The sequence below is a fragment of the Microbacterium sp. ARD31 genome (genome assembly GCF_031844425.1).
This window is the reverse complement of sequence record NZ_JAUZVE010000031.1, coordinates 56390-79562: the sequence shown is the minus strand read 5'-3', so window position 1 is coordinate 79562 and position 23173 is coordinate 56390. Positions and strand designations below refer to the sequence as shown.

18 protein-coding genes are annotated in these 23173 nt (G+C 72.2%); 12 read left to right on the top strand and 6 right to left on the bottom strand.

Annotated elements, in window-relative coordinates; genetic code table 11:
* Window positions 1-17 precede the first annotated feature (17 nt).
* Window positions 18-1406, bottom strand: a complete 1389-nt coding sequence (locus tag Q9S36_RS37695; protein WP_311289889.1) for a hypothetical protein — start codon at window positions 1404-1406, stop codon at window positions 18-20.
* A 341-nt stretch (window positions 1407-1747) separates the two neighbouring features.
* Here Q9S36_RS37695 and Q9S36_RS37690 point away from each other — a divergent pair, with 341 nt between their 5' ends.
* Window positions 1748-2884: a peptidoglycan bridge formation glycyltransferase FemA/FemB family protein gene (locus tag Q9S36_RS37690; protein ID WP_311289888.1), complete on the top strand. Its 1137-nt coding sequence runs from the start codon at window positions 1748-1750 to the stop codon at window positions 2882-2884.
* Window positions 2885-2891: 7 nt separating this feature from the next.
* Window positions 2892-3971 carry an alanine racemase gene (locus Q9S36_RS37685; protein WP_311289887.1) on the top strand — a complete coding sequence of 360 codons (1080 nt, stop codon included), beginning with the start codon at window positions 2892-2894 and terminating at the stop codon, window positions 3969-3971.
* Here Q9S36_RS37685 and Q9S36_RS37680 read toward each other — a convergent pair.
* Together Q9S36_RS37680 and Q9S36_RS37675 are read right to left on the bottom strand one after the other, a co-directional pair.
* Window positions 3882-5141 (bottom strand): hypothetical protein, encoded by a 1260-nt coding sequence (locus Q9S36_RS37680; protein WP_311289886.1) that lies wholly within the window; start codon window positions 5139-5141, stop codon window positions 3882-3884. The two genes, Q9S36_RS37685 and Q9S36_RS37680, sit on opposite strands and share 90 nt — an antisense overlap.
* Window positions 5142-5149: 8 nt before the next feature.
* Window positions 5150-7480, bottom strand: a complete 2331-nt coding sequence (locus Q9S36_RS37675; RefSeq protein ID WP_311289885.1) for a transglycosylase domain-containing protein — start codon at window positions 7478-7480, stop codon at window positions 5150-5152.
* 71 nt (window positions 7481-7551) lie between these two features.
* Between Q9S36_RS37675 and Q9S36_RS37670 the strand changes: the two genes are divergently transcribed.
* The 6 genes from Q9S36_RS37670 to Q9S36_RS37645 all read left to right on the top strand — a co-directional run bounded on the left by Q9S36_RS37670 (window position 7552) and on the right by Q9S36_RS37645 (window position 13478).
* The gene (locus tag Q9S36_RS37670; RefSeq protein ID WP_311289884.1) at window positions 7552-8127 is read left to right on the top strand and encodes a PadR family transcriptional regulator; all 576 of its coding nucleotides are present in this window, start codon (window positions 7552-7554) and stop codon (window positions 8125-8127) included.
* A 77-nt stretch (window positions 8128-8204) separates the two neighbouring features.
* Window positions 8205-9287: an inositol-3-phosphate synthase gene (locus tag Q9S36_RS37665; protein WP_311289883.1), complete on the top strand. Its 1083-nt coding sequence runs from the start codon at window positions 8205-8207 to the stop codon at window positions 9285-9287.
* 204 nt (window positions 9288-9491) lie between these two features.
* Window positions 9492-10865, top strand: coding sequence for an extracellular solute-binding protein (locus Q9S36_RS37660; RefSeq protein ID WP_311289882.1), 1374 nt, complete (start codon window positions 9492-9494; stop codon window positions 10863-10865).
* The gene (locus tag Q9S36_RS37655; RefSeq protein ID WP_311289881.1) at window positions 10862-11821 is read left to right on the top strand and encodes a sugar ABC transporter permease; all 960 of its coding nucleotides are present in this window, start codon (window positions 10862-10864) and stop codon (window positions 11819-11821) included. The genes Q9S36_RS37660 and Q9S36_RS37655 overlap by 4 nt, the downstream gene beginning before the upstream one ends.
* A gap of 4 nt (window positions 11822-11825) precedes the next feature.
* Window positions 11826-12761, top strand: coding sequence for a carbohydrate ABC transporter permease (locus Q9S36_RS37650; RefSeq protein WP_311289880.1), 936 nt, complete (start codon window positions 11826-11828; stop codon window positions 12759-12761).
* A gap of 39 nt (window positions 12762-12800) precedes the next feature.
* Window positions 12801-13478, top strand: a complete 678-nt coding sequence (locus Q9S36_RS37645; RefSeq protein WP_311289879.1) for an NAD(P)-binding domain-containing protein — start codon at window positions 12801-12803, stop codon at window positions 13476-13478.
* On the opposite strand, the gene Q9S36_RS37640 is transcribed toward Q9S36_RS37645, so the two are convergent.
* From Q9S36_RS37640 to Q9S36_RS37630, 3 genes are read right to left on the bottom strand one after another with little or no spacing between them, the layout of a single operon-like run.
* Complete coding sequence (locus Q9S36_RS37640; RefSeq protein WP_311289878.1) at window positions 13462-14199, bottom strand: sterol desaturase family protein; 738 nt, start codon at window positions 14197-14199, stop codon at window positions 13462-13464. The genes Q9S36_RS37645 and Q9S36_RS37640 overlap by 17 nt on opposite strands.
* The gene (locus tag Q9S36_RS37635; RefSeq protein ID WP_311289877.1) at window positions 14196-14918 is read right to left on the bottom strand and encodes a GntR family transcriptional regulator; all 723 of its coding nucleotides are present in this window, start codon (window positions 14916-14918) and stop codon (window positions 14196-14198) included. The genes Q9S36_RS37640 and Q9S36_RS37635 overlap by 4 nt, the downstream gene beginning before the upstream one ends.
* A 55-nt stretch (window positions 14919-14973) precedes the next feature.
* Window positions 14974-16392, bottom strand: a complete 1419-nt coding sequence (locus tag Q9S36_RS37630; RefSeq protein WP_311289893.1) for a CCA tRNA nucleotidyltransferase — start codon at window positions 16390-16392, stop codon at window positions 14974-14976.
* An 86-nt stretch (window positions 16393-16478) separates the two neighbouring features.
* On the opposite strand from Q9S36_RS37630, the gene Q9S36_RS37625 reads away from it, so the two are divergent.
* Genes Q9S36_RS37625 through sigM form a run of 4 tightly spaced genes read left to right on the top strand, consistent with a single transcriptional unit; the run spans window position 16479 to window position 23096 of the window.
* Complete coding sequence (locus tag Q9S36_RS37625; RefSeq protein WP_311289876.1) at window positions 16479-18743, top strand: DUF6049 family protein; 2265 nt, start codon at window positions 16479-16481, stop codon at window positions 18741-18743.
* A complete protein-coding gene (murJ, locus tag Q9S36_RS37620) occupies window positions 18740-20392 on the top strand; it encodes a murein biosynthesis integral membrane protein MurJ (RefSeq protein ID WP_311289875.1) in 1653 nt (550 codons plus the stop codon). The genes Q9S36_RS37625 and murJ overlap by 4 nt, the downstream gene beginning before the upstream one ends.
* Window positions 20393-20403: 11 nt before the next feature.
* Complete coding sequence (locus Q9S36_RS37615) at window positions 20404-22431, top strand: protein kinase domain-containing protein (protein ID WP_311289874.1); 2028 nt, start codon at window positions 20404-20406, stop codon at window positions 22429-22431.
* Window positions 22428-23096, top strand: coding sequence for an RNA polymerase sigma factor SigM (gene sigM / locus Q9S36_RS37610; protein ID WP_311289873.1), 669 nt, complete (start codon window positions 22428-22430; stop codon window positions 23094-23096). Before Q9S36_RS37615 ends, sigM begins: the two co-directional genes overlap by 4 nt.
* Window positions 23097-23173 lie beyond the last annotated feature (77 nt).

Genomic DNA, 23173 nt, shown 5'->3' with positions numbered 1-23173 from the left:
GCCGGCGGCGCGAGGCATCAGCCACGCGCCCGCACCCACGCCACCCGTCCGGCGACGCCGCCGAGCAGGACGAGGAGCAGGCCGAGCAGCTGGTGCGTCGCCGACATGGGCACGGAGCCGTCCACACCCGCGTTGACGGAGGTCGGCAGGAGTGGCTGCGCGGCCGTCACCTCGGACTGGCCGAACGCCTGCACCCCGAGCACCTCGGCATCCGACGGCTGGGTGGACGCCTGGCCCTGCGGCTGGTGCGCCGTCCCGGCCTGGGCGTGCGCCGGCGCCACCTCCGCGCTCGGCGAGCCCTGTTGACCGTGCTCACCTGAGGACGGCTGCGAGCCGGTCGTGCCCTGGCCCGTCTGGCCCGTCTGGCCCGTCTGGCCCGTCTGGCCCGTCTGGCCGGTCTGACTGGTCTGCGGGGTCACGTCCTCGCATCCCTCCACCCAGAAGACCTTGGTCTTGGTGTCGTTGCCGTGCGAGCGAGGCGTGGCGACGGTGAGACGCACGTGATAGCCCTGCTGGGGGTGCGGGGCGCCGGTGAAGGACAGCGTGTACGTCTCGCGGCCGTCGAGCCCCGTCGGGGTACCGGCTCCGGACGCCGGGTCGCCGCCGACGAAGACCTGCGACGGGCCGGACACCGTCATGCCCACGCCGGTCGTGGGAGCCTGCTCGGCGAAGGTGACGGTCGAGACGACGTCCGCCCCCGCGTCGAAGCCGTACCACTCGACCTCGAAGGCGCACCCCACGTGCGGGGTGTTGTCGGGGATGCGGTCGATCTCGCCGAGCGGTGCGATCTTCACGGTCCCGTTGTTGCCACCGGGGTCGCTGGAGCCGCCGGTGGGCTGGCCGGCGTCGCCGCCCTTCCCGCCCGTGCCGCCGTTGCCCGTGGCGTGGTCATCCCCACCGGACCCGGCACCGCGACCGGGGCGGTTGCCGTCCTGGTTCCCGTTGCTCGGGTGCTTGCTCCCGTGCTTGTTCCCGTTGCCGTTGCCGTTGCCGTTGCCGTTGCCGTTGCCGTTGCCGTTGCCGTTGCCGTTGCCGTTGCCATGGCCGTTGCCATGGCCGTTGCCGTTGCCGTTGCCGTTGCCGTTGCCATGGCCGTTGCCATGGCCGTTGCCATGGCCGTTGCCATGGCCGTTGCCATGGCCGTTGCCATGGCCGTTGCCATGCCCACTGCCCGGCGCGCCCGACTGGCCGGGGGCCGACGACTGGCCGGGCGCAGCGGTCTGGCCGGGCGCGGCGGTCTGGCCGGCCGTGGCCGGGGCGTTGACCTGGCCCTGGCCCTGCCCGTTGCCGGGATCGGCGACGGCGGGAGCGGCGCCGAGGGTGACGGCCCCGAGGCCGAGGAGGGCGGCGACGGCGAGACGCGGAGCGCCGGAGATGCGGTGGGGGTCCTGCTGCTGGCGGTTCATGAGATCTCCTCGATGACGAGACGACGCGGTGGCGTCGGTCCGTACGGCTCCGGAGGCGCGGGTGTGCCTCCTGGGGTGCTTCGAGTGGAATCTGGGACCGGCTCCCGAGCGACGGTCGGCATTCCTCCCTCGTCTGCCGGAACGACGACGCGGCCACCGGGCTACGCAGCAGGTGCCGCTCTCCCGCCCTTCGGGGTGGGACGGCCTGTCGTCGGCTGCATCGGGGCCCGTCGAGAAACTTCCGCCGGCGACGCAACCAAACCCGCCTCTCCTGCGTCTGTAGACACGAGGGGACCAGACACGTACGGGGGTCGTGTCTGGTCCCTTGTAATGTCTCGGAGGTGACGACGCCCCTCTCGCTCCGCCCGATCACCGCGCAGGAGCACCGCGAGTTCATCGCGCGACGGTCGTCGGCCAGCTTCCTCCAGACGCCCGCGTGGGCGAGGGTGAAGTCGGACTGGCGCAGCGAGTCGATCGGCTGGCACCGCGGCGCCGAGCTCGTCGGCGTCGGGCTGGTGCTCTACCGCCAGCTGCCGAAGGTGCGGCGCTACCTCGCCTACCTGCCCGAGGGCCCGGTCATCGACTGGTCCGGCGACGACCTCCAGGCGTGGCTGACGCCGATGGTCGCCCACCTCAAGCAGCAGGGCGCCTTCGCCGTGCGGATGGGCCCGCCCGTGGTCACCCGCCGGTGGTCTGCCGAGCAGGTCAAGGCCGGCATCGCGGACGACGCGGTGCGCTCGCTCGGCGACGTCCCCCCGCTCGAGCGCTCGCAGGAGGGTGCCCGCGTGATCGCGCAGCTCCACGAGCTCGGCTGGCAGCACCAGGCCGCCGAGGGCGGCTTCTCGGCCGGGCAGCCGCAGTTCAACTTCCAGATCCCGCTCGTCGACGCCGAGGGCACGCCGCGCTCGGAGGACGACGTCCTCAAGGGCATGAACCAGCTCTGGCGCCGCAACATCAAGAAGGCGGACAAGTCCGGGGTCGAGGTCGTCCGCGGCGACGCGACCGACCTCAAGGCGTTCCACGACCTCTACGCCCACACCGCCGAGCGCGACCACTTCACCCCGCGCCCGCTGTCGTACTTCGAGACGATGTACGACGCACTGGCCGCCGAGGACCCCGACCGGATCCAGCTCTGGCTGGCCCGCCACGAGGGCGACCTGGTCGCCGCGACCATCGCGATCCGCGTCGGCACCCACGCCTGGTACTCCTACGGAGCGTCCTCGACCGAGAAGCGCGAGGTGCGCGGATCCAACGCCGTGCAGTGGGCGATGATCCGCCACGCCCTCGAGGCCGGCGCCCACGTCTACGACCTGCGCGGCATCACCGAGACGCTCGACTCCGACGACCCGCACGTCGGCCTGATCCAGTTCAAGGTCGGCACCGGCGGCCAGGCCGTGGAGCACGCCGGCGAGTGGGACCTGCCGGTCAACCGCGCGATCTACAAGGCCTTCCAGCTCTACCTCGCCCGGAGAGGGTGACGGGCGCGTGAGCCTGACCCTGACTGTCGACGGCGAGCGGTGGCGCAGCCACCTGCTCGCGACCGCGACGAAGTTCCCGGGCATCGTCCCGGTCGCCAAGGGCAACGGCTACGGCCTGACCCTCGGGCGGCTCGCCCGGCGCGCGCAGTGGCTCGCCGAGCACGCCGCCGAGACGGGGGCGCCGCTCGACCTGCTGTCGGTGGGCACGTACGACGAGCTGGGCGAGGCCGCCGCGCGGTTCGACGGCGACCTCCTGGTGCTCACGCCGTGGCGGCCCTTCGGAGCCGCGCTCGACCTCGACGAGCGCACCGCCCGGCGCGTCATCCACACCGTCAGCCGGCCCGAGGACCTCACCGCGCTGCTCGAGCGCGACCCGTCTGCGCGCTTCGTGCTCGAGCAGCTGACCTCGATGCGGCGCCACGGGATGACCCGGCGCGACCTGGCCGCGGCCGCCGCGTCGCTGGGTGCCGGGCGCAGCGGGCTGCGGGGCGTGGCGATGCACCTGCCGCTGAACACCACCTCCCACCTCGGCGAGGTCACCCGCCTGCTCAACGAGGTCGTGGCCTCCGGCCTGCCGACCCGCACGGTCTTCGTCTCGCACCTCACCGATGCCGAGATCACCACCCTCACCGGCAGCTACCCCGACTTCACCGTCCGCCCGCGGATCGGCACCGAGCTGTGGCTCGGCGACCGCGGCGCGCTGAGGGCCCGCGCCACCGTGCTCGACGTGCACGAGGTCGACCGCGGCGACGCCTTCGGCTACCGCGGGCGCAGCGCTCCCAAGCACGGCCACATCGTCGTCGTCAGCGGCGGCACCGCGCACGGGATCGGCCTCGAGGCGCCGACCGGCGACCAGTCGCTCAAGGCGCGCGCCGCCACCCTGGCGCGCGGTGGCCTCGACGCGGTCGGCTTCGTCCGCTCGCCGTTCTCCATCGACGGCAAGCAGCGGCTCTTCGCCGAGCCGCCGCACATGCAGGCCTCGATGCTGTTCGTGCCCTCAGGCGCGCGGGTGCCCCGCGTCGGTGAGGAGATCGACGTCCGGGTCCGGTTCACCGCGACCGACTTCGACCGCGTCGTCATCGACTGACGCGTCGCGCAGCACCGCCACCGCCAGCCACACCAGGCCGACGACGCGCAGCAGGATGGCGAGCCAGTACGGGCGTGCGTCCTCGGTGACGGTCGGCAGCAGGGCGTCGCCCACCCACCAGCCGGTGATCGCCCAGCTGACCAGCTGGCAGCCCTGCCACACCAGCAGGTCCCGCCACCGGGGCACCGCGACGGCCGCCAGGGGCAGGGCCAGGAGGGCGAGCTCCGGTGGCGCGGTCGGCGACACCAGCAGTGCCGCCACCATCATCAGCAGGCCGACGCGGGCACACGTGGTCACCGTCGGCCGGCCCGCCCGGCGCACCACCCAGACCGCCGCCGCGGCTGCCACGAGCAGCACCACCAGCGAGCCGGTCATCCGGAAGGTGCGCGATGTCGGCGCGCCGACCTGCTGGAGGAAGAGCCACGTCGAGCCGACGTCGGGGTCCTCGACGTGGCCACGACCGGGCAGCGTCACCACGACGTACGCCGCCGCTGCCGCGACGAGCGCGTTCACCCGGTCCCGGAGCCGGCCGCCCACCGCCACCACGCCCACGAACGCCACGGCGACGGGGAGCGCGAAGGCGGCGCCGACACCGGCGCCGACGCCGGCCACCCAGGGTCGACCGGTGGTCCACCCCCAGAGCAGCACCGCCACCCCGACCGCGGCGACCAGCTCCCACGAGAGCCAGCTCACCAGGAGGACCGGGGACATCGCCCAGCCGGCCGCGGCCCACGGACGGCGTACGTCGACGCGGACGAGGAGCGCGGTGGCGAGCAGGGCGAGCGCTGCCAGGAGCACGGCCAGGCCCGCGGTCGTCGAGACCGTCCCCGAGCCCGGGAACAACCCGGCCAGCTTGTCCAGCCAGGTGGTCACGTGCGGCGGCACGGTCGAGTCGGCGGGCGTGCCCGCGAGGCCCGTCCAGCACAGCTGGGCGTAGGGCTGGTTCTCCCCGCTCCAGCCCGACGGCACGCAGGCACCCTTGCTCAGCATCCCTGCGGCCAGCACCACCGACGTCGCGCCGAGGAGCACCCGGGGCGCGTCCCACCAGCGGTGGCCGGCGGCGTGCTCGCCCACCGGTCCGCCGACCACCTCGGAGAGCGAGGCCACCACCGGGTCGGTCCGGGTCGGTGCCTCGACCGGCTCCCCGGCCGCCGCGGAGTGCTGGTCCACCGCGGCGCTCAGGGCCGGGCGTCGAGGACGCGGTGGCGCGGCTCGAACCGCGGCGCCGGCGTCGTCGGGGTCTCCGTCGGCAACGTCGGGACCGGGGTCGTCGGCGTCTCGGTCGGGACCGGGGTCGTCGGCGTCTCCGTGGGCACCGGGGTCGTCGGCGTCTCCGTCGGGGTGGAGGTCGGCGTCTCGGTCGGCGTCTCGGTGGGCGACTCCGTGGGCACGCCGCCGGTCGCGGTCTTCGTCGGCTTGCTCGGCTTGGGCGGCGGAGGCGGCGGCGGGGTGTACTCGTGGCCGTCCTCGGGCGCGTCGCCGTCGACGTAGGCGGGCTCCGGGAAGTCCTCGACCTCCCTGCCCTCCATCACGCGCTCCATGATCGAGGTCCAGGTCTTCGCCGGGTAGTTGCCGCCGAAGTATCCCGAGCGGCCGTCCGAGCTGGTGGGCAGCCACAGGTCGGCGCCATCGGGGCGGACCTCGTCGAGGGACTCACGCCCGCGCCCGCGCACGAACATGACCGCCGTGGAGACCTGCGGGGTCGTGCCCACGAACCAGGACGAGGAGACCCCGCCGTCGTCGTTGGTCGCCGTGCCGGTCTTGCCGGCCACCGGGCGGGCGAGCGCCAGCGCCTCCGTGCCCGAGCCCTGCTCCACGACCTGCTGCAGGGCGTACGTCACGTCCGCGGCGATGTCGCTGTCGACCGTCTTCTTCTTGCCCGGACGGGCGTCGTAGATGGTCTCGCCGTCCTTGTTGACGACCTTCTGCACGACGTGGACCTCGTTGCGCGTGCCGCCGTTGGCGAGCGTGGCATAGGCGTTGGCCATGTTGATCGGGCTGACCTGCGCCGTGCCGAGGGTGACCCCGACGTTCTCCTGCAGGTCGCTCGACCTGCGCGGGATACCCCACCGCTCGCCGCCGTTGCCGGGGATGCCCATGTCCTCGGCCGCCTGGATCACCTTCTGCGGTCCGTCGTCCATCGAGTCGACCATGTCGACGAAGGCGGTGTTCACGGAGTTCTCGGTCGCGGTGATCATCGAGACCGCGGACCCGTAGTCCGTGTCGCCCTGATTCTCGAACTCGGTGCCGGCGATGTCGATGGGGCTGTTGCCCTCGAAGGTGTCGGTGAGGGAGAAGCCGTCGCGGATCGCGGCCACGTCGGTGGCGGCCTTCATCGTCGAGCCGGCCATGCCGCCGGCGACCGCCCAGTTGATCTGGGACTGGAGGTAGTCCTGCCCGCCGTAGAAGCCGAGCAGCTCACCGGTCCTGGTGTCGACGGTCGCCGCGCCGACGTGCAGGTCCTTGTTGCCGGCCGGGCCGGGCATGCCCGCGTCGGGACGCTGCTCGAGCACGGCCTCCTCGATGTCGGCCATCACCTGGGGGTCGAAGGTGGTGGTGATCCGCAAGCCGCCGCCGTCGATCTCCTCCTCCGTGGCGATCCCGCGCGTGAGCAGCTCCTGCTTGACCAGGGCGAGCATGTGGCCCTTCTGGCCGCCGAACTGGCTCTGCGTGGCGATCTTGGGGAACTTCGGCAGCCGCTTGAGCGCGGTGTCGCGCTCCTCGGCGGTGATCGAGCCGAGCTCGGCCATGCTGTCCAGGACGTACTGGTAGCGGCCCTTGAGGTCGTCCTTGGCCTCCTTGCCGTTGGCCGGGTCGTACTTCGTGGGGTTGTTCAGCACGGTCGCCAGGACCGCCGACTCGCGGAGGTTGAGCTCGGAGGCCGGGTGACCGAAGTAGGCCTTGGAGGCGGCCTGGATGCCGTAGGCGCCGCGGCCGAAGTAGATGGTGTTGAGGTAGCCCTCGAGGACTTCCTTCTTGGAGAGCTTCTGCTGGATCTTGAGCGAGACGATCGCTTCCTTGATCTTGCGCTTGTAGCTCTGCTCACTCGTCAGGTAGAGGATCTTGACGTACTGCTGCGTGATGGTCGAGGCACCCTGGCGGGCGTTGCCGCGGGCGTTGGAGAACAGGGCGCGCAGGATGCCCTTGGGGTCGATGCCCTTGTCGGTCCAGAACGTCTGGTTCTCGGCGGCCACGACGGCGTCCTGCATGGTCTGCGGCATCTCGTCGAGCGGAATCGACTCGCGGTTCTGGTCCTCGTAGTAGGTGCCGAGCTGCTGCTCGCCGCCCTTGTAGTAGACGAAGGTCGTCTGGGCCTGGAAGGCCTCGTTCTCGTCGGGGATGTCGATGGCCTGGTAGAGCACCACCACGATCCCGGTCAGGACCAGCGCGCCGACGGCGGCGACGATGGCGAGGACCTTGGCGACCTTGGCCGCCCGCTGCCGCGGCGTACGTCGGGGCTTGGGCCGCCGGGTCTGGGCCTTGCCCGGCTGCCTCCTCTTCGCAGTCACCGGGCAAGAGTACGGGGGCTGCGCAGGATCGCTGATTCGTCACCGGCGGATATATCGGTACGATAGGTCACATGGCACGTCGTGGTGACACCATCGAGCTGGCAGTCCTCGGGCTGCTGCACGAGGGACCCATGCACGGCTACGAGCTGCGCAAGCGGCTGAACCTCATGCTCGGGTGGGGTCGCGTGCTGTCCTACGGCTCTCTCTACCCCGCGCTGAAGAAGATGCTGCGCGCGAACCTCATCACCGAGGTGACCGCCACCGCGACGCCGACCAGCCGCCGACCGCGGATCGTCTACGAGGTCACCCCGGCCGGCAACGAGCACTTCCAGCGACTGATGTCGGAGGTCGGTCCCACCGCGTGGGAGGACGACAACTTCGACATCCGGTTCGCGTTCTTCTCCTCGACCGACATGGAGATCCGGCTGCGGGTGCTCGAAGGCCGTCGCTCGCGGCTCCAGGAGCGCCTGGCTCGCGTCCAGGGCGAGCTCGAGCGCACCCAGGCCGAGGTCGACCGCTACGCCGCCGAGCTGCAGCGCCACGGCGTGGAGTCGGTGGAGCGCGAGGTCCGCTGGCTCTCCGACCTGATCCGGGCCGAGCGCGGCGGCGACGAGCCGCCGGCGCCCCACACCGCCGGCACCACCTGAGCACCCGATCGACCAGCAGCACGCCAGATCACGCACACGCAAGAGTTCAAGCCCCCAGTAGAGAGAAGGAGAGCCCCATGGGTTCGGTACGAGTAGGGATCGTGGGAGTGGGCAACTGCGCCACCTCCCTGGTCCAGGGCGTTGAGTACTACAAGGACGCGGACCCGGCCGGGACCGTCCCGGGGCTCATGCACGTCGTCTTCGGTGACTACCACGTCAAGGACGTCCAGTTCGTCGCGGCGTTCGACGTCGACGACAAGAAGGTCGGCAAGGACCTCTCCGAGGCGATCGACGCGTCCCAGAACAACACCATCAAGATCGCCGACGTCCCGACGCTCGGTGTCGAGGTCCAGCGCGGCCCGACGCTCGACGGCCTGGGCAAGTACTACCGGGCGACCATCGAGGAGTCGGCGGCCGAGCCCGTCGACGTCGTCCAGGCGCTCAAGGACGCCGAGGTCGACGTCCTGGTGTCCTACCTCCCGGTGGGCTCCGAGGAGGCCGACAAGTTCTACGCCCAGTGCGCGATCGACGCGGGCGTCGGCTTCGTCAACGCCCTCCCCGTCTTCATCGCCTCCGACCCCGAGTGGGCCAAGAAGTTCGAGGACGCCGGCGTCCCGATCGTCGGCGACGACATCAAGAGCCAGGTCGGCGCGACCATCACCCACCGCGTGATGGCCAAGCTGTTCGAGGACCGCGGCGTGGCGCTGGACCGCACCTACCAGCTCAACGTCGGCGGCAACATGGACTTCAAGAACATGCTCGAGCGCGAGCGCCTGGAGTCGAAGAAGGTCTCCAAGACCCAGGCCGTGACGTCCAACCTCAAGGGCGAGCTCGCCGACAAGGTCAGCGACCGCAACGTCCACATCGGCCCGTCCGACTACGTCGAGTGGCTCGACGACCGCAAGTGGGCCTACGTCCGCCTCGAGGGTCGCGCCTTCGGTGACGTCCCCCTCAACCTCGAGTACAAGCTCGAGGTCTGGGACTCCCCGAACTCCGCCGGCATCATCATCGACGCCGTCCGCGCCGCCAAGATCGCCAAGGACCGCGGCATCGGCGGCCCGATCATCCCGGCCTCGACCTACCTGATGAAGTCCCCGCCGGTGCAGATGCCCGACGACATCGGTCGCGCCGAGCTCGAGAAGTTCATCAAGGGCGAGTGAGCGCCCGCGTCCGGCCCGTCCGGACGCACAGCACCACCCAGTACGACCCAGTACGACCCAGTACGACCCAGCACGGCCCCGCAGGTCCACGTCCCGGACCTGTGGGGCCGTCGTCGTCCCTAGCCGGCCACGGATAGAAGCGCACCCCGCGGGTACGGAGCGGTGCTGCGCCGGAGGGCCCGGTCGCGGGGAGGGAGGTCGGTCATGCGTGTCGGTTCGATGGTGGGGGCGGCGCTGGCCGCGAGCCTGCTCGCCGCGTGCGCCCAGGGCACGGGTGACTCGGGCGAGACCGAGGACGTGTCGTACGACAGCGACGCCACGCTCTCGGGGACGGTCGAGGTGATGGGCTTCGGCGCCGGCGACGAGATCGCCACGGTCCGCCTGGACCGCGCCAAGGAGGAGCTCGGCGACGCGAAGGTCGAGCTGATCGAGGGCGACCTCGACATCCAGCAGTTCCTCTCCTCCGTCGCGTCGGGCGAGCCGCCGTCGCTGGTCTACGCGGAGCGCAGCCAGATCGGGACCTTCGCCTCACGCGGTGCCGTGGTGCCGCTGACGGACTGCATCGACGGCGAGGGCATCGACACCTCCGTCTTCCGTGAGTCCGCACTCGGCGAGGTGACCTTCGACGACGAGGTCTACGGCATCCCCGAGTTCAACGTCGTCCAGCTCACCCAGGCCAACGCGGACCTGCTCGAGCAGTCCGGCCACACGATCGAGGACGTCAACGGCTCCGACTGGGACGCGATCCTCACCGCCAACAAGGACCTGATGGCGATGAAGGGCGGCGACCTGGCCACGATCGGCTACGACAGCAAGCTCCCGGAGTTCCTCCCGCTGTGGGCCAAGGCCAACGGGGCCGACCTCATCTCCGCCGACGGGCGCACTGCCCAGCTCGACGATCCGGCGGTGGTCGAGGCCCTCGAGTTCGCCGTGTCGGTGTACGACGCCCAGGGCGGGTTCGGCGAGGTCAAGGCGCTGCGGGACTCCGCGGACTTCTTCGGCGACGGCAACCAGTTCGCCAGCAGCACGCTCGGTGCGATGCCCATGGAGCAGTGGTACGTCAACGTGCTGAACGACGTCTCGCCCGACGCCCCCATGGCCTTCGACACGGTGCGCGACCTCCAGGGCGAGCCGATCGCCTGGGCGTCCGGCTCCGCGTGGGCCGTCCCCAAGGGCAGCCCGGACCCCGAGGCGGCCTGCCGGATGGCGCGCGTGATGACCGAGACCGACGCGTGGATCGCCGCTGCGGAGGAACGCGCCTCGATGCGCCAGGAGGAGGGCGGCCTGTTCACGGGCATCCTCACCGCGAACGAGGAGGCCGACGAGCAGATCAGGGCGATGGCGCCCACCGACGGCGACTCGGCCTGGTCGCAGGCCGTCGCTGCCATGTACGAGGCGAACGACCACACCTTCTCCATGCCGGCGAACCCGGCCGGCGACGAGTTCGAGCAGGCCTGGCAGGACGAGGTCAACAAGGTGCTGACCGGTGACGCCGAGCCCGCGGACGCCCTCGCGGACGCGCAGGAGGCGGCGCAGCAGGCACTCGACGAGGCATGGGCGAGCTGGGACGACCAGTGAGCGTCACCGCTCCCGGCTCCACGTCCGCTCCCGCCGACGGTCGCAACCGCCGTCGGGGCGGCGGGCGCCGCAACGAGGGACGCATCGCGCTGCTGTTCATCAGCCCGTGGATCATCGGGTTCGTCGTCTTCATGGCCTACCCGGTGCTCTACACCGCCTACTTGTCGCTGACGGACTACGACGTGATCAACGACCCGACCTTCGTCGGGCTCGACAACTACCGGGAGATGGTGTCGGACGACAAGGTGATGCTCGCGCTGCGCAACACCTTCGTCTTCACGCTCATGTCGGTGCCGGCCCAACTCGTCTTCTCGCTCGCGCTCGCGCTGCTGCTCCAGCGGGCCGGACGAGCCGCCGGGTTCTTCCGCACCGCGTTCTTCCTGCCGAAGATGACGCCCCCGGTCGCGGTCGGCGTGCTGCTGCTCATGCTGCTCAACGGCCAGAGCGGACTGGTCAACGAGGTGCTCGGCTGGTTCGGGATCAACGGCCCCAACTGGACGACCGACCCGACGTGGGTCAAGCCGGGCCTGGTCATCACCTCGCTGTGGACCGTGGGCGCCTCGGTGATCATCCTGCTGGCCGCGCTGCAGGAGGTGCCGGAGGAGCTGCTCGACGCGGCGCGCGTCGACGGCGCCGGCTGGCACCAGCGGCTGTGGCACGTCGTGCTGCCGATCATCAGCCCGGCGATCTACTTCATCGTCGTGGTCGACACGATCGCCTCGCTGCAGTCCTTCACCGAGGCCTACACGGCGTTCTTCGGCGCCGGCAACACGACCTACAGCAACGACGCCGCCCTCTTCTACGCCATCTACCTCTTCCAGCAGGCCTTCGAGTTCCTGCACATGGGCTACGCCTCGGCGTTGGCGATGCTGCTGTTCCTCATCGTCATGCTCGTCACGGCCGTGCAGGTCTGGCTGAGCCGGCGCTACGTCCACTACACCGGCGGGGCGAGGTGAGCCGATGAGCACCCTGGACCGCGCCGGCGAGGTGGGACCCACCACGGCGCTGGCGCCTGACGGGCCGGACACCGCTCCAGGGCGCTCGCGCGAGCCCCGTCGTCGTACGCCGCGCGGGCTGGTCGCTCGCGTGCTCGTCGGCGCCGGGCTGGCGCTGATGACGATCGCCTTCGTCTACCCGTTCGTGTGGCTGGTGAGCGCCTCCCTCAAGCCGCGCAGCGACGTCTTCGACAACCGCCTGATCCCCGAGACGCTGACCTTCGACAACTACCTCGAGGTCTGGAACGCCGCACCGATGGCGGCGTGGCTGCTCAACACCGCCTTCGTGACGGTGATGGCCACGGTGACCGTCACCATCTCGAGCGCCCTGGTCGCGTGGGGGTTCGCCCGCTACCGGTTCCGCGGCCGCAACCTGCTTTTCGGCCTGGTGCTCGCCTCGATGATGATCCCGGGCGCGGCGACGATGATCCCGACCTACCTGATCTGGAACTCGCTGGGCATGGTCGGCACGCTGACCCCGCTGTGGGCCGGAAACCTGTTCGGCACGGCCTTCTACATCTTCCTGCTGCGCCAGTTCTTCCTCGGCCTGCCGCCCGAGCTCTTCGACGCAGCCGAGACGGACGGCGCCGGGCACTGGCGGGTCTTCTGGCACATCGCGCTGCCGCTCACCCGCCCAGCGCTGGTGGTGGTGGCCCTCTTCGAGTTCCAGGCGGCGTGGACCGACCTGATGCGGGGCCTGATCTACCTCCGTGACCGGGAGGACTTCACCGTGCCGCGCGGGCTGAAGTCGATGCTGGACCAGTTCGGCTTCGGGGGCGAGTGGCACTGGGAGCTGGTCGTCACCGCGAGCGTGATCACCACCCTGCCGATGATCATCGTGTTCTTCATCGGTCAGAAGCAGATCATCCAGGGCGTGGCGAGCACCGGCACGAAGGGCTGACCAGGTGCACGATGGGATCTCCGCCTGGAAGGAGACCGCATGGACATCGCAGTGCTCGGCACCGGCATGGTCGGCCGGACCCTCGCCGACGGCCTCACTCGCACCGGCCACACCGTGGTCGTCGGGACCCGTGACCCCGACGCGACGCTCGCGCGCACCGAGCCGGACGGCATGGGCAACCCGCCGTTCGCGGCCTGGCACGCCGAGCACGCCGACGTCACGCTGGCGACGTACGCCGATGCCGCCGCCGGCGCCGAGCTCGTCGTGCTCGCCGGCAACGGGTCGGCAGCGCTCGACATGCTGACCGCCGCAGGCGAGGAGCACCTCGCCGGCAAGGTCGTGCTCGACGTGACGAACCCGCTCGACTTCTCCGGCGGCTCCCCGCCGACCCTGTTCGTCAAGGACACCGACTCGCTGGGCGAGCAGGTGCAGCGAGCCTTCCCCGACACCCGGGTGGTGAAGTCGCTCAACACCATGACCGCCTCGTTGATGGTCGACCCCGGGCAGCTAGGCGAGACGACCACGGTCTTCGTGTCCGGTGAGGACGCCGACGCGAAGGCGATCGTCATCGCGCTGCTGGCCGACCTCGGCCACCGCGACGTCGTCGACCTGGGCGGCATCGAGACCGCGCGCGGGGCGGAGATGTACCTCCCGCTCTGGCTGCGCACCATGGGTGCGCTCGGCACAGGGGTCTTCAACATCAAGGTCGTGCGCTGACCCCGTGCAGGTCCTTGGCCGTCGGGCTGGTCTCGACGGTGGCCGGGTCCGGGTAGGTGCCGAGGAGCCGGTCGCTGGTGCCGGAGGTGGTCACCGAGAACCAGTAGTGCTCGTTCTTGTAGTGGTGCAGCCGGTGGTTGCGCCAGATCGCCTTGTAGAGCCGGGTGCGGGGTGTGTAGTCGGAGTGGATGACGTAGTGGGTCCACTCGTAGGTGAGGAGCACGACGGCCAGGGTGACCACGAAGGACAGCCGTCCCGGCAGGTCGGCGCCGAGCAGGGCGCCGACGCCCAGCGGCACGGCCGTGCCCGCGACGAGGATCACCCACACCAGCGCCCGCCACGGGATGAACACGAGGGGGACGTCGCGCGGGTCGGCGTGGTGCCGGCGGTGGTCGCGGGCGAGCAGCGTGTCGACCTCGACGCCGCCGATGCGGCGCGGTCGCCAGTGCAGGATGAACACGTGGATCACCCACTCGACCAGCGGGAACAGGGCGACGAAGACCGCCGGGGCCAGCAGGTCGGACCACGACCAGTCGCCGACCACCACCCGGGCGGCGACCGCGGCGAGGAGGAATCCGGTGATCATCCACGGAGAGGGATAGCGCCAGAAGGCGCGCCGTGTCGAGGCGAGGGTGACCCTCGGCCGGCGGGAGAGCGCGCGCTCGGCCCCGGCCAGGCGCTTGCGTGCGAGGGCGTCGACGGCGTCGTCCGTGCTGCTCATGCGTCCTCCCGGACCCGGTCGATGGCGTCGAGCAGGCTGGCGGTCGCGGTGCCGAGCAGGTCGGCGGCGCTGGCGCGCGCCTGTTGGGGGTCGCCGTCGGCGACGGCGCGGGTGAGCGCGTCGTAGGCGTCGACCCGGTCGACCTCGGCCGCCATCAGCGGCGCGAGTGCCTCCACCAGCGGCAGGTAGGCCGCGCGCATGCCGTTGAACATCAGCCGGAAGGTGATCGAGTCTGCCGCGTCGACGAGGTGCTCCCAGAACTCGAGCGCGACGTGCTGGCGACCCACGGGGTCGGTGTCCTGGCGCAGCCGGTCGACGGTCTCCTCGAGCGAGTCCGCCACCGCGGGACCGCCGCGTCCGGCGGCGAGCTCGGCGATCTTCGGCCCGACGTGGGCGCGGGCCTCCAGGATGCTGCGGGCGACGGCGAGGTCGAGCCCGCCGTTGGCGACCAGCAGGCGGGGCAGCAGGTCGAGCCCGCCGAGCCGGCGGAAGTCGCGCACGGTGGTGGCGTCGCCCTGGCGTACGTCGACGTACCCGGCGTGGGCGAGCCGCTGCATCGCCTCGCGCACCGCCGGCCGCGACACCCCCAGCACCTCGGCGAGCCGGCGCTCGCTGGGGAGTGATTCCCCCGGCGCGAGCCCTCCGTCGACGAGCTCGCCGATCAGCTGGTCGTAGACCTCGTCGGGGACGGAACGGCGTGCGACTGGTGAGAGCGGCATGCACCCGACCGTAGGACCCCTAGGTCAGGTGGTCAAGTGGTCAGACCACTGCGTCTCAGGAGGAGCGAGAGGCCCACCAGGCGCGCAGCGCGGCCTCGGCGTCCTCCGGCGACTTGGGTCCCTCCTCCATGCGGAGCTCGAGGAGCCAGCGGTAGGCCTCGCCGACCTCGCGGCCGGGGCCGATGCCGAGGATCGTCATGATCTGGTTGCCGTCGAGGTCGGGCCGGATCGCCGCCAGCTCCTCCTCCTCGGAGAGGCGCTCGATGCGCTCCTCCAGCGAGTCGTAGGTGCGGCGCAGGCGGTCGGCCTTGCGCTGGTTGCGGGTGGTGCAGTCGGCACGGGTGAGGATGTGCAGCCGCTCGAGCTGGTCGCCGGCGTCGCGGACGTAGCGACGTACGGCGCTGTCGGTCCACTCCCCGGAGCCGTAGCCGTGGAAGCGCAGGTGCAGCTCGACCAGCTTCGAGACCGCGTCGATGTCGTTGTTGGAGAAGCGCAGCGCCTGCATCCGCTTGCGGGTGAGCTTGGCGCCGACCACGTCGTGGTGGTGGAAGGTCACCGTGCCGCCGGCCTCGAAGCGCCGCGTCCTCGGCTTGCCGACGTCGTGCATCAGGGCGGCGAACCGGGACACGAAGTCGGGACCCGTGCCGAGGCGGTGCTCGAGGTCGATGGACTGCTCGAGGACGGTCAGCGTGTGCTCGTAGACGTCCTTGTGCCGGTGGTGCTCGTCGCGCTCGAGCGCCAGCGCCGGGAGCTCCGGCAGGACGTGGGCCGCCAGTCCGGTGTCGACCAGCAGGGTGAGGCCCTTGCGGGGGTGGGGCGCACAGACCAGCTTCACCAGCTCGTCGCGCACTCGCTCCGCGGAGATGATCTCGATCCGCCCGGCCATGGCCGTCATGGCCTCGACCACGTCGGTGGCGACGTCGAAGCCGAGCTGGGCGGCGAAGCGGGCCGCCCGCATCATCCGCAGGGGGTCGTCGGAGAAGGAGTCCTCCGGGGCGCCCGGGGTGCGCAGCACCCGCTCGGCCAGGTCGACGATGCCGCCGAAGGGGTCGACGAACTCGCGACCGGGGACCCGGACCGCCATCGAGTTCACCGAGAAGTCGCGGCGCCCGAGGTCGCCCTCGAGGGTGTCGCCGAAGTCGACGTCCGGCTTGCGCGACGACGGGTCGTAGGACTCGGAGCGGTAGGTCGTGATCTCGACCTGCCACGGTCCCTTGCGGCAGCCGATGGTGCCGAAGTCGCGGCCCATGTCCCAGATCGCGTCCGCCCACCCCGACAGCAGCTTCTCGGTCGTCTCCGGTCGCGCGGAGGTGGTGAAGTCGAGGTCGTTCTGGAGCCGGCCGATCATCGCGTCGCGCACCGGGCCGCCGACCAGCGCCAGCTCCTCGCCGGCGTCGGCGAACCGGGCGCCGAGCTCGTCGATGACCGAGCCGATGCGGGTGAGCTCCGCGCCCACGCGGCGCTGGATCTCCACGATCGTGAGCGGGGGCGGGGCGGCGTCGGACACGACAGGCCAGTCTACGTGCCGGTCCGGGCACGCCCAGCATCTACCATCGGTGCGTGCCCCGCCCGTCGTCGTTCCGTGCTGCCCTGGCGGGGCTCCTGACCCTCGGGCTGGCGTGGGGGTGGGCCCTGGCACCCGCGTCGGCGCTCGCCCCGGCGGAGGAGGGCGACCCCCTCCTGGTGCACATCGACTCGATCACCCCCGTCCTGCCACGCAACGGCGACGTGGAGATCACCGGCACCGTCACCAACGCCAGTGAGGAGACGTTCACCCGGATCAACCTGCACGCCTTCTCCTCCCAGGCGCCCATCCTCGACGCCGCCAACCTGGCGATCTCCGCGACGATCGACCCCGGGATCTTCGTCGGTGAGCGGGTGACGGTCCCCGGCACCTTCGACACCGTCGACGAGCTCGCCCCGGGCGAGTCGCAGACGTTCTCCGACTCCGTGCCGGTCGAGCTGCTCGGCATCCCCGACGAGGCCGGGGTGTACTGGATCGGCATCCACGCGATCGGTGACACGCCCACGGTGCCGCGCGACGCCGTGGCGGACGGCCGGGCGCGCACCTTCATCCCGGCCAAGCCCCGTGGCGGCGAGGCTGTGGAGACCTCGATCATCCTGCCCGTCCGCGGCCGGGTCTGGTACGCCGCCGACGGGTCGCTCGGCGGCTCGGACCGCTGGGCGCGCCGACTCGCCGAGGGCGGCAGCCTCGACGGGGTCCTCGACATGGCCGAGTCGGCCGGCTCGACGCCGTACACGTGGCTGGTGGACCCGGCCGTACTGCACGCGATCGCCCGCCTCACCGGCGGCAACGTGCCGCGTGGCCTGGGCCCCGACACGAGCGTGCCCGGACAGGAGCCGGCGACCGAGGAGCCACCCGCCGACGGGGAGGAGAGCGCGTCGCCCTCCGAGACGCTCACGCCGTCGCCCACCGGGGCGGACGAGGACGCGGGCACCGCCGACGACGAGCTCGTCGCCGCGGCGCAGGAGTGGTTCGAGCGCTTCAACGCCCTCGTCGACGCCCAGTCGCAGCCGCTGCTGACGCTGCCCTACGGCGACATCGACGTGTCCGCAGCGGTGCGCCACGACTCGGCGCGCTACGACCAGGCCGTGGCCCGGAGCGCGCAGATCATGGGGGCGCTGTCGCTGCCCTCTCAGCCGGCGGTCTCACCCGTCGACGGCCACCTCAGCCCCGAGGCGCTGGCCCGCGTCACGCCGGACACCGTGGTGCTGCTCGAGGACACCGCCTTCTTCGAGGTCTCCGACACCCCCACCTCCGTCGTCCAGCTCCTGGGGCACGACGTCGTGGTCACCAGCAGCGGCGCCGAGGCGGGTGGACCCGGGCCCACGGCGTCCAACGACCCGCTCGCCCTGCGCCAGCGGCTCCTCAGCGAGGCAGCCCTCCGCCTGGCCGCCGACGACCCGGCGCCCCTGGTGGTCACCCTGCCCACGGTCTGGCGCGGCGAGGACGCGACGCGCTTCTTCGACGAGCTCGACCAGCCGTGGCTCGACGCCGTGCCGTTCGACGACGTCGCGGACGGCGAGCCGACCATCGTGCCCGACGAGACGCTGGCCTACACCGACACCGACGTCGGGGACGAGCTCTCCGCCGCCAGCTTCAGCGCCGCCACCCGCGCGACCGACGCGGCCGCGGTGCTGGAGGACGTGCTGTCGCTGCAGACCACCATCGAGACCCAGGTGCGCGACGAGGTGCTGGTGACCCTGTCGCAGCAGCACCGCCCGCGCCCGCGCATCGCGGTCGCAGCCGCGCGGCGGACCGAGGACGCCGTGCGCGACGAGCTCGCCAAGGTCCGCGTCGAGGCGCCGACCGCGGTGACCCTCTCCAGCGACAACGGCCGGCTCCCCGCCACGCTCGTCAACGGCCTCGACCAGCCGGTGACCGTGAAGGTCGTCGCCACCACCGACGGGGAGCTCACGCTCACCGGTGGCGGGGTCCGGGAGCTCGGGCCCCAGGCGCGCAGCGTCGTGCGGTTCGAGGCCAGCACCAGCCAGGCGGGCATCCACCCGGTGCGGCTTGCCGTCACCACCGAGGACGGGACGCCCCTCGGGTCGGTCGCCGAGCTGCCGATCCGCGCGGCACGGGTCAGCGCCCTCATCTGGATCGTGATGGCGGCCGGTGCGCTCGTCCTGTTCGGCATGATCGGCTACCGGCTGCCGCGCCAGGTCCGCGCCCGGCGCGCCGAGCGGGCCGAGGCTGAGCGGGCCGAGGCTGAGCGGGCCGAGGCTGAGCGGGCCGAGGCGGAGCGGGCCGAGGCGGACGCGGCGTCCGCCCTCCCCCACCTGGAGCCGCGGCACCCATGAGCGAGCCGGAGACCCAGCAGCGGATCCTGGCCTCCTCGGCGGTGATGGCCGCCGGCACCGTCTTCTCGCGCGCCTCGGGGTTCATCCGCAGCGCGCTGCTCGTCGTGGCGCTCGGCGGCGGCCTGCGCGCCGACCTGTTCTCCATCGCCAACACGCTGCCGAACATGGTCTACATCCTGCTGGCCGGCGGCATCTTCAACGCCGTCCTCGTCCCCCAGCTCGTCCGCCGGATCAAGGCCGACGCCGACGGCGGCGACGCGTACGCCAGCCGCGTGATCACCCTGTCCGCGCTGTTCCTCGGCCTGGTCACGGTGCTCCTGGTCGTGCTCGCGCCGCTGCTGCTGCGCGTCTACCTCAGCGACCGCCTGCTCGAGCCCGACCGCGTCGCGCACCTCGAGTCGATCGTGGACCTCACCCGCTGGTGCCTGCCGCAGGTGTTCTTCTACGGGATGTACGTCCTGGTCGGCCAGGTCCTCAACGCGCGCGGCCGGTTCGGTCCGATGATGTGGGCGCCCATCGCCAACAACATCATCTCGGTCGGCGTCCTCGCCGCCTACCTCGTCGTGTGGGGGCCGGTGGGCGACGGACCGGGCCGCGGCGAGGCGCTCGGCAGCTCCCAGGAGGTGCTGCTCGGCCTCGGCTCGACCGTCGGCATCGTGGCCCAGTGCCTGGTGCTGCTGCCCTACCTGCGCGCCTCCGGCTTCACCTACCGGCCCCGCTTCGACTTCCGCGACCCCGAGCTCCGCCACACCCTCTCCCTGGGCGTGTGGACCGTGCTGTTCGTGGTGGCCACCCAGACGGCGTACCTCGTCGTGGTCAAGCTCGCCTCGGGCGGCACCGCCGGCGACGCCGAGGGCACCGGCTACACTGTCTACTCCGCCAGCCTGCTGATCATGATGGTGCCGCACTCGATCGTCACCGTGTCGCTCGCGACCGCGATCCTGCCGCGGCTCTCGTCGTACGCCCACGAGGGCCGGCTCGCCGACCTCGGCAGCACGGTGGGCTCGACCCTGCGCACCTCGCTCGTCCTCGTCCTGCCGTTCGCAGTGGTGCTGCCGATCGTGGCCGGTGACGTGGCCGGGTTCGCGTTCGGCTGGGCCGGCGGGGAGGACACCGCGGCCAGCTTCGCCCCGACGCTCGCGCTGTTCGGGCCCGCCCTGGTCTTCTTCACCGTCCACTACTTCATGCTGCGCGGCTTCTACGCGATGGAGATGACCCGGCTGGTGTTCTTCATCCAGCTCGCCGTCTCGGCGACCAACATCGTGGTCGCGACGGCGCTCGTCCCCCGCCGCCCGCCCGAGGAGACCGCCCCGATGCTGGTGGTCGCCTACCTCGCGTCGTACGCCGTCGGGGCCGGGGTGAGCTTCGTCCTGCTCCGCCGCACGGTGGGTGGGCTCCAGACCCCGCAGCTGGTGAGGTTCCTCGTCAGGATGCTCCTGGTGCTGGCCGCGGCGGGAGCCGCCGCCGCGCTGGTCGAGTGGGGGCTGTCCGGCCTGGGCGAGCGGCCCGGCCCGCTGCTGGCCCTGCTCCGCGGCGGCCTGAGCGGCCTGGCGGGGGGCCTGGTCCTGCTCGTCGGCGCCCGGGTGCTGCGGGTCACCGAGGTGACCTCCCTGGTCGACACCGTCGCGGCGCGGCTGCGACGGGGCTGAGACTCCCTACGATGACCCGAGAGGCACGCACGGAGGACGCAGCCGCGAACGTGGGGAACGAGGTGAGCATGTCGACGTCGATGCAGGCCGGCGACGTGCTGGCCTCGCGCTACCGCCTCGACGACCTGCTGGCCGAGAACGGCTCCGGTCGCTTCTGGCGGGCCCACGACCTCGTGCTGCACCGTCCGGTGGCCGTGCACATCCTCGGCGCCGACGACGAGCGTGCCGAGCCGCTCCTCGAGGCCGCCCGCCGTGCCGGTCCGGTCATCAACCGCCGGCTGCTCCGGGTGCTCGACGCCGAGGTGGCCGACGGCCGGTGCTACGTCGTCAACGAGTGGGGCCAGGGCGACTCCCTCGACATCCTGCTGACCCGCGAGGGCCCGCTCGCGCCACGCCGGGCGGCGTGGGTCGTGGGCGAGGTCGCCGACAGCATCGCCGAGGCGCACGCGGTGGGTCTCGCGCACGGTCGGCTGACCCCCGAGAACGTCCTGATCGACCAGCACGGCCAGGTCCGCATCATCGGCTTCGGGGTGGAGGCCGCGCTCGCCGGGCTGCCTCCCGGGCGGATCAGCGTCGACGAGATCGACCTCGCCGGGCTGCTCTACTGCGCCCTCACCGGCAAGTGGGCGGGCGTCTCGCGCTCGGCCGTGCCCCCGGCACCCGAGGTGCACGGCGCCGTCCTGCGCCCGCGGCGGGTGCGCGCCGGCATCCCCCGCCCGCTCGACCTCCTCTGCGACGAGGTGCTCAACCCGCAGGCCACGACGACCGGCGACCCGGTCCACCACAGCGCGCGGGCCATCGCCGACCAGCTGCTGGGCTTCGTCGGCGACCTGACCGGCACCCAGGTGCCCGTCCCGGGCGCGCGGCCGGTCGTGACGCAGCCGATCGTCGCGACCGACGCGGCTGCCGGGGTGCCCGGCACTGCCGCGGAGACCCCCGCCGAGGGCACCGCCGAGACGCCCGCCGACGAGCCGTCGGGTGCGCCCGACGAGGACGCCGATGCACCAGGACCCGGGGACGCGCCGGAGGACCCGGACGCCACCGTGGTCGCGCCGCCGGCGGCGACGGGCGTGACCGCGACGCCGACGGCGTCGACCGACCTGCCCACCGAGGCCGGGATGCCGGTCTTCCACGAGGACGACGAGGTCGACTGGCTCCGCGCGCGCAGCGACAAGCCGGCACCACCGCCGCCGCTCGACGAGCCGACGCCCAAGCCGCTGTTCGCGCCCGACCCGCCCGAGGGCGAGCCCGTACGCCGCCCGCGCGCCGGCAGCAAGGCGGCCGCGGCCGCCGGCAAGGACTACTGGCCGTGGGACGCCTCGCAGGACTCCGGCGTCCGGCCCGTCTCCCGCGACACCGGTGCCTGGGGATCGGGGTCGTGGAGCGAGGACAGGTGGGCCACCGGCGAAGGGGTCGAGGACACCGGCGACCAGGTCCCCGGCCGCAGCTGGATCCGGCTGGCGATGATCGTCGCGGTCTGCCTGCTCGTCCTGGTCGCCGCCGTCGCGGCCTACCAGCTCGGCCTCACGCCGCCGACCCCCGGGTCCGACGACGAGCCCACCACGTCCGCCAGCCCCACCACGGCCGCATCGCCGACGCCGTTCACCGGGCTCACCGCCGACGACTTCGACCCGCAGGGCTCCGAGCCGCGCGAGGAGAACCCCGAGCAGGTGCCCAACGTCGTCGACGGCGACCCCGCCACGACGTGGAGCACGTCGTCGTACCTCCAGAACTTCGGGCCGGCCGGGCTCAAGACGGGTGTCGGTGTGGTCGTCGACCTCGGCGCCACCAAGGGCGTGCGCCAGGTCGTGGTGACCACGGAGGGCGGGCCGACCTCGCTCGCGGCCTACGTCACCTCCACCGCGCCCACGGGCGTCAGCGAGCTCACCCCGGTCGGCACCGCAGCCGGCACCGGCGACCTCACGATCAGCGTCGACGAGGCCGTCTCGGGCCGCTTCGTCACGGTGTGGTTGACGCTCCTGCCCGCGGTCGACGGCGAGTTCCGCGGCACCATCGCCGAGGTGCAGGTGCTGGGATGAGCGCGCCGACGGGCGACGAGCGCTCCGACCGCGACCTGCTGCGCGCGCACGTCGACGGCGACGCGGAGGCCTTCGGGGTCCTCTTCTCGCGGCACCGCGACCGCCTGTGGGCCGTCGCCCTGCGGACCATGGGCAACCCCGAGGACGCCGCCGACGGGCTCCAGGACGGCATGATCGCCGCCTTCCGCCGGGCCGGGTCCTACCGTGGCGAGGCCGCGGTCACCACCTGGCTGCACCGCGTCGTGGTCAACGCCTGCCTCGACCGGATCCGCGCCGCGAAGATCCGCCGCCTCGAGGCGCTGCCCGACGACGTCGAGGACCGCGGCACCCTGGTCGCCACGGCCGAGCACGACGACCGTCCCGAGGAGGCCGCGGAGGACGCCGAGCGGCGCCGGCGCGTGCTGGCCGCGCTCGCGACCCTGCCGCCCGAGCAGCGCGCGGCGCTCGTGCTCGTCGACATGGAGGGCTACCCGGTCGCTGAGGTCGCGGAGATGCTCGGCTGCGCGGAGGGCACGGTGAAGTCGCGCTGCTCGCGCGGACGGACCCGGCTCGCCGCCTTGCTGCTCGACCTCCACCAGCCGCCCGGTGACGCCGCTCACGGGAACCCGCCCCCCGACGGACCCGTCCAACCCATGCTCCGGCCGCGGGGCCCGCCGGCGTCCTGACCTGACCCTGATCGCCCGCTGACCTGATCTGCTGTTCCGCCCGACCTGTTCTGCCCTACCTGTGCCGCCCGACTTGT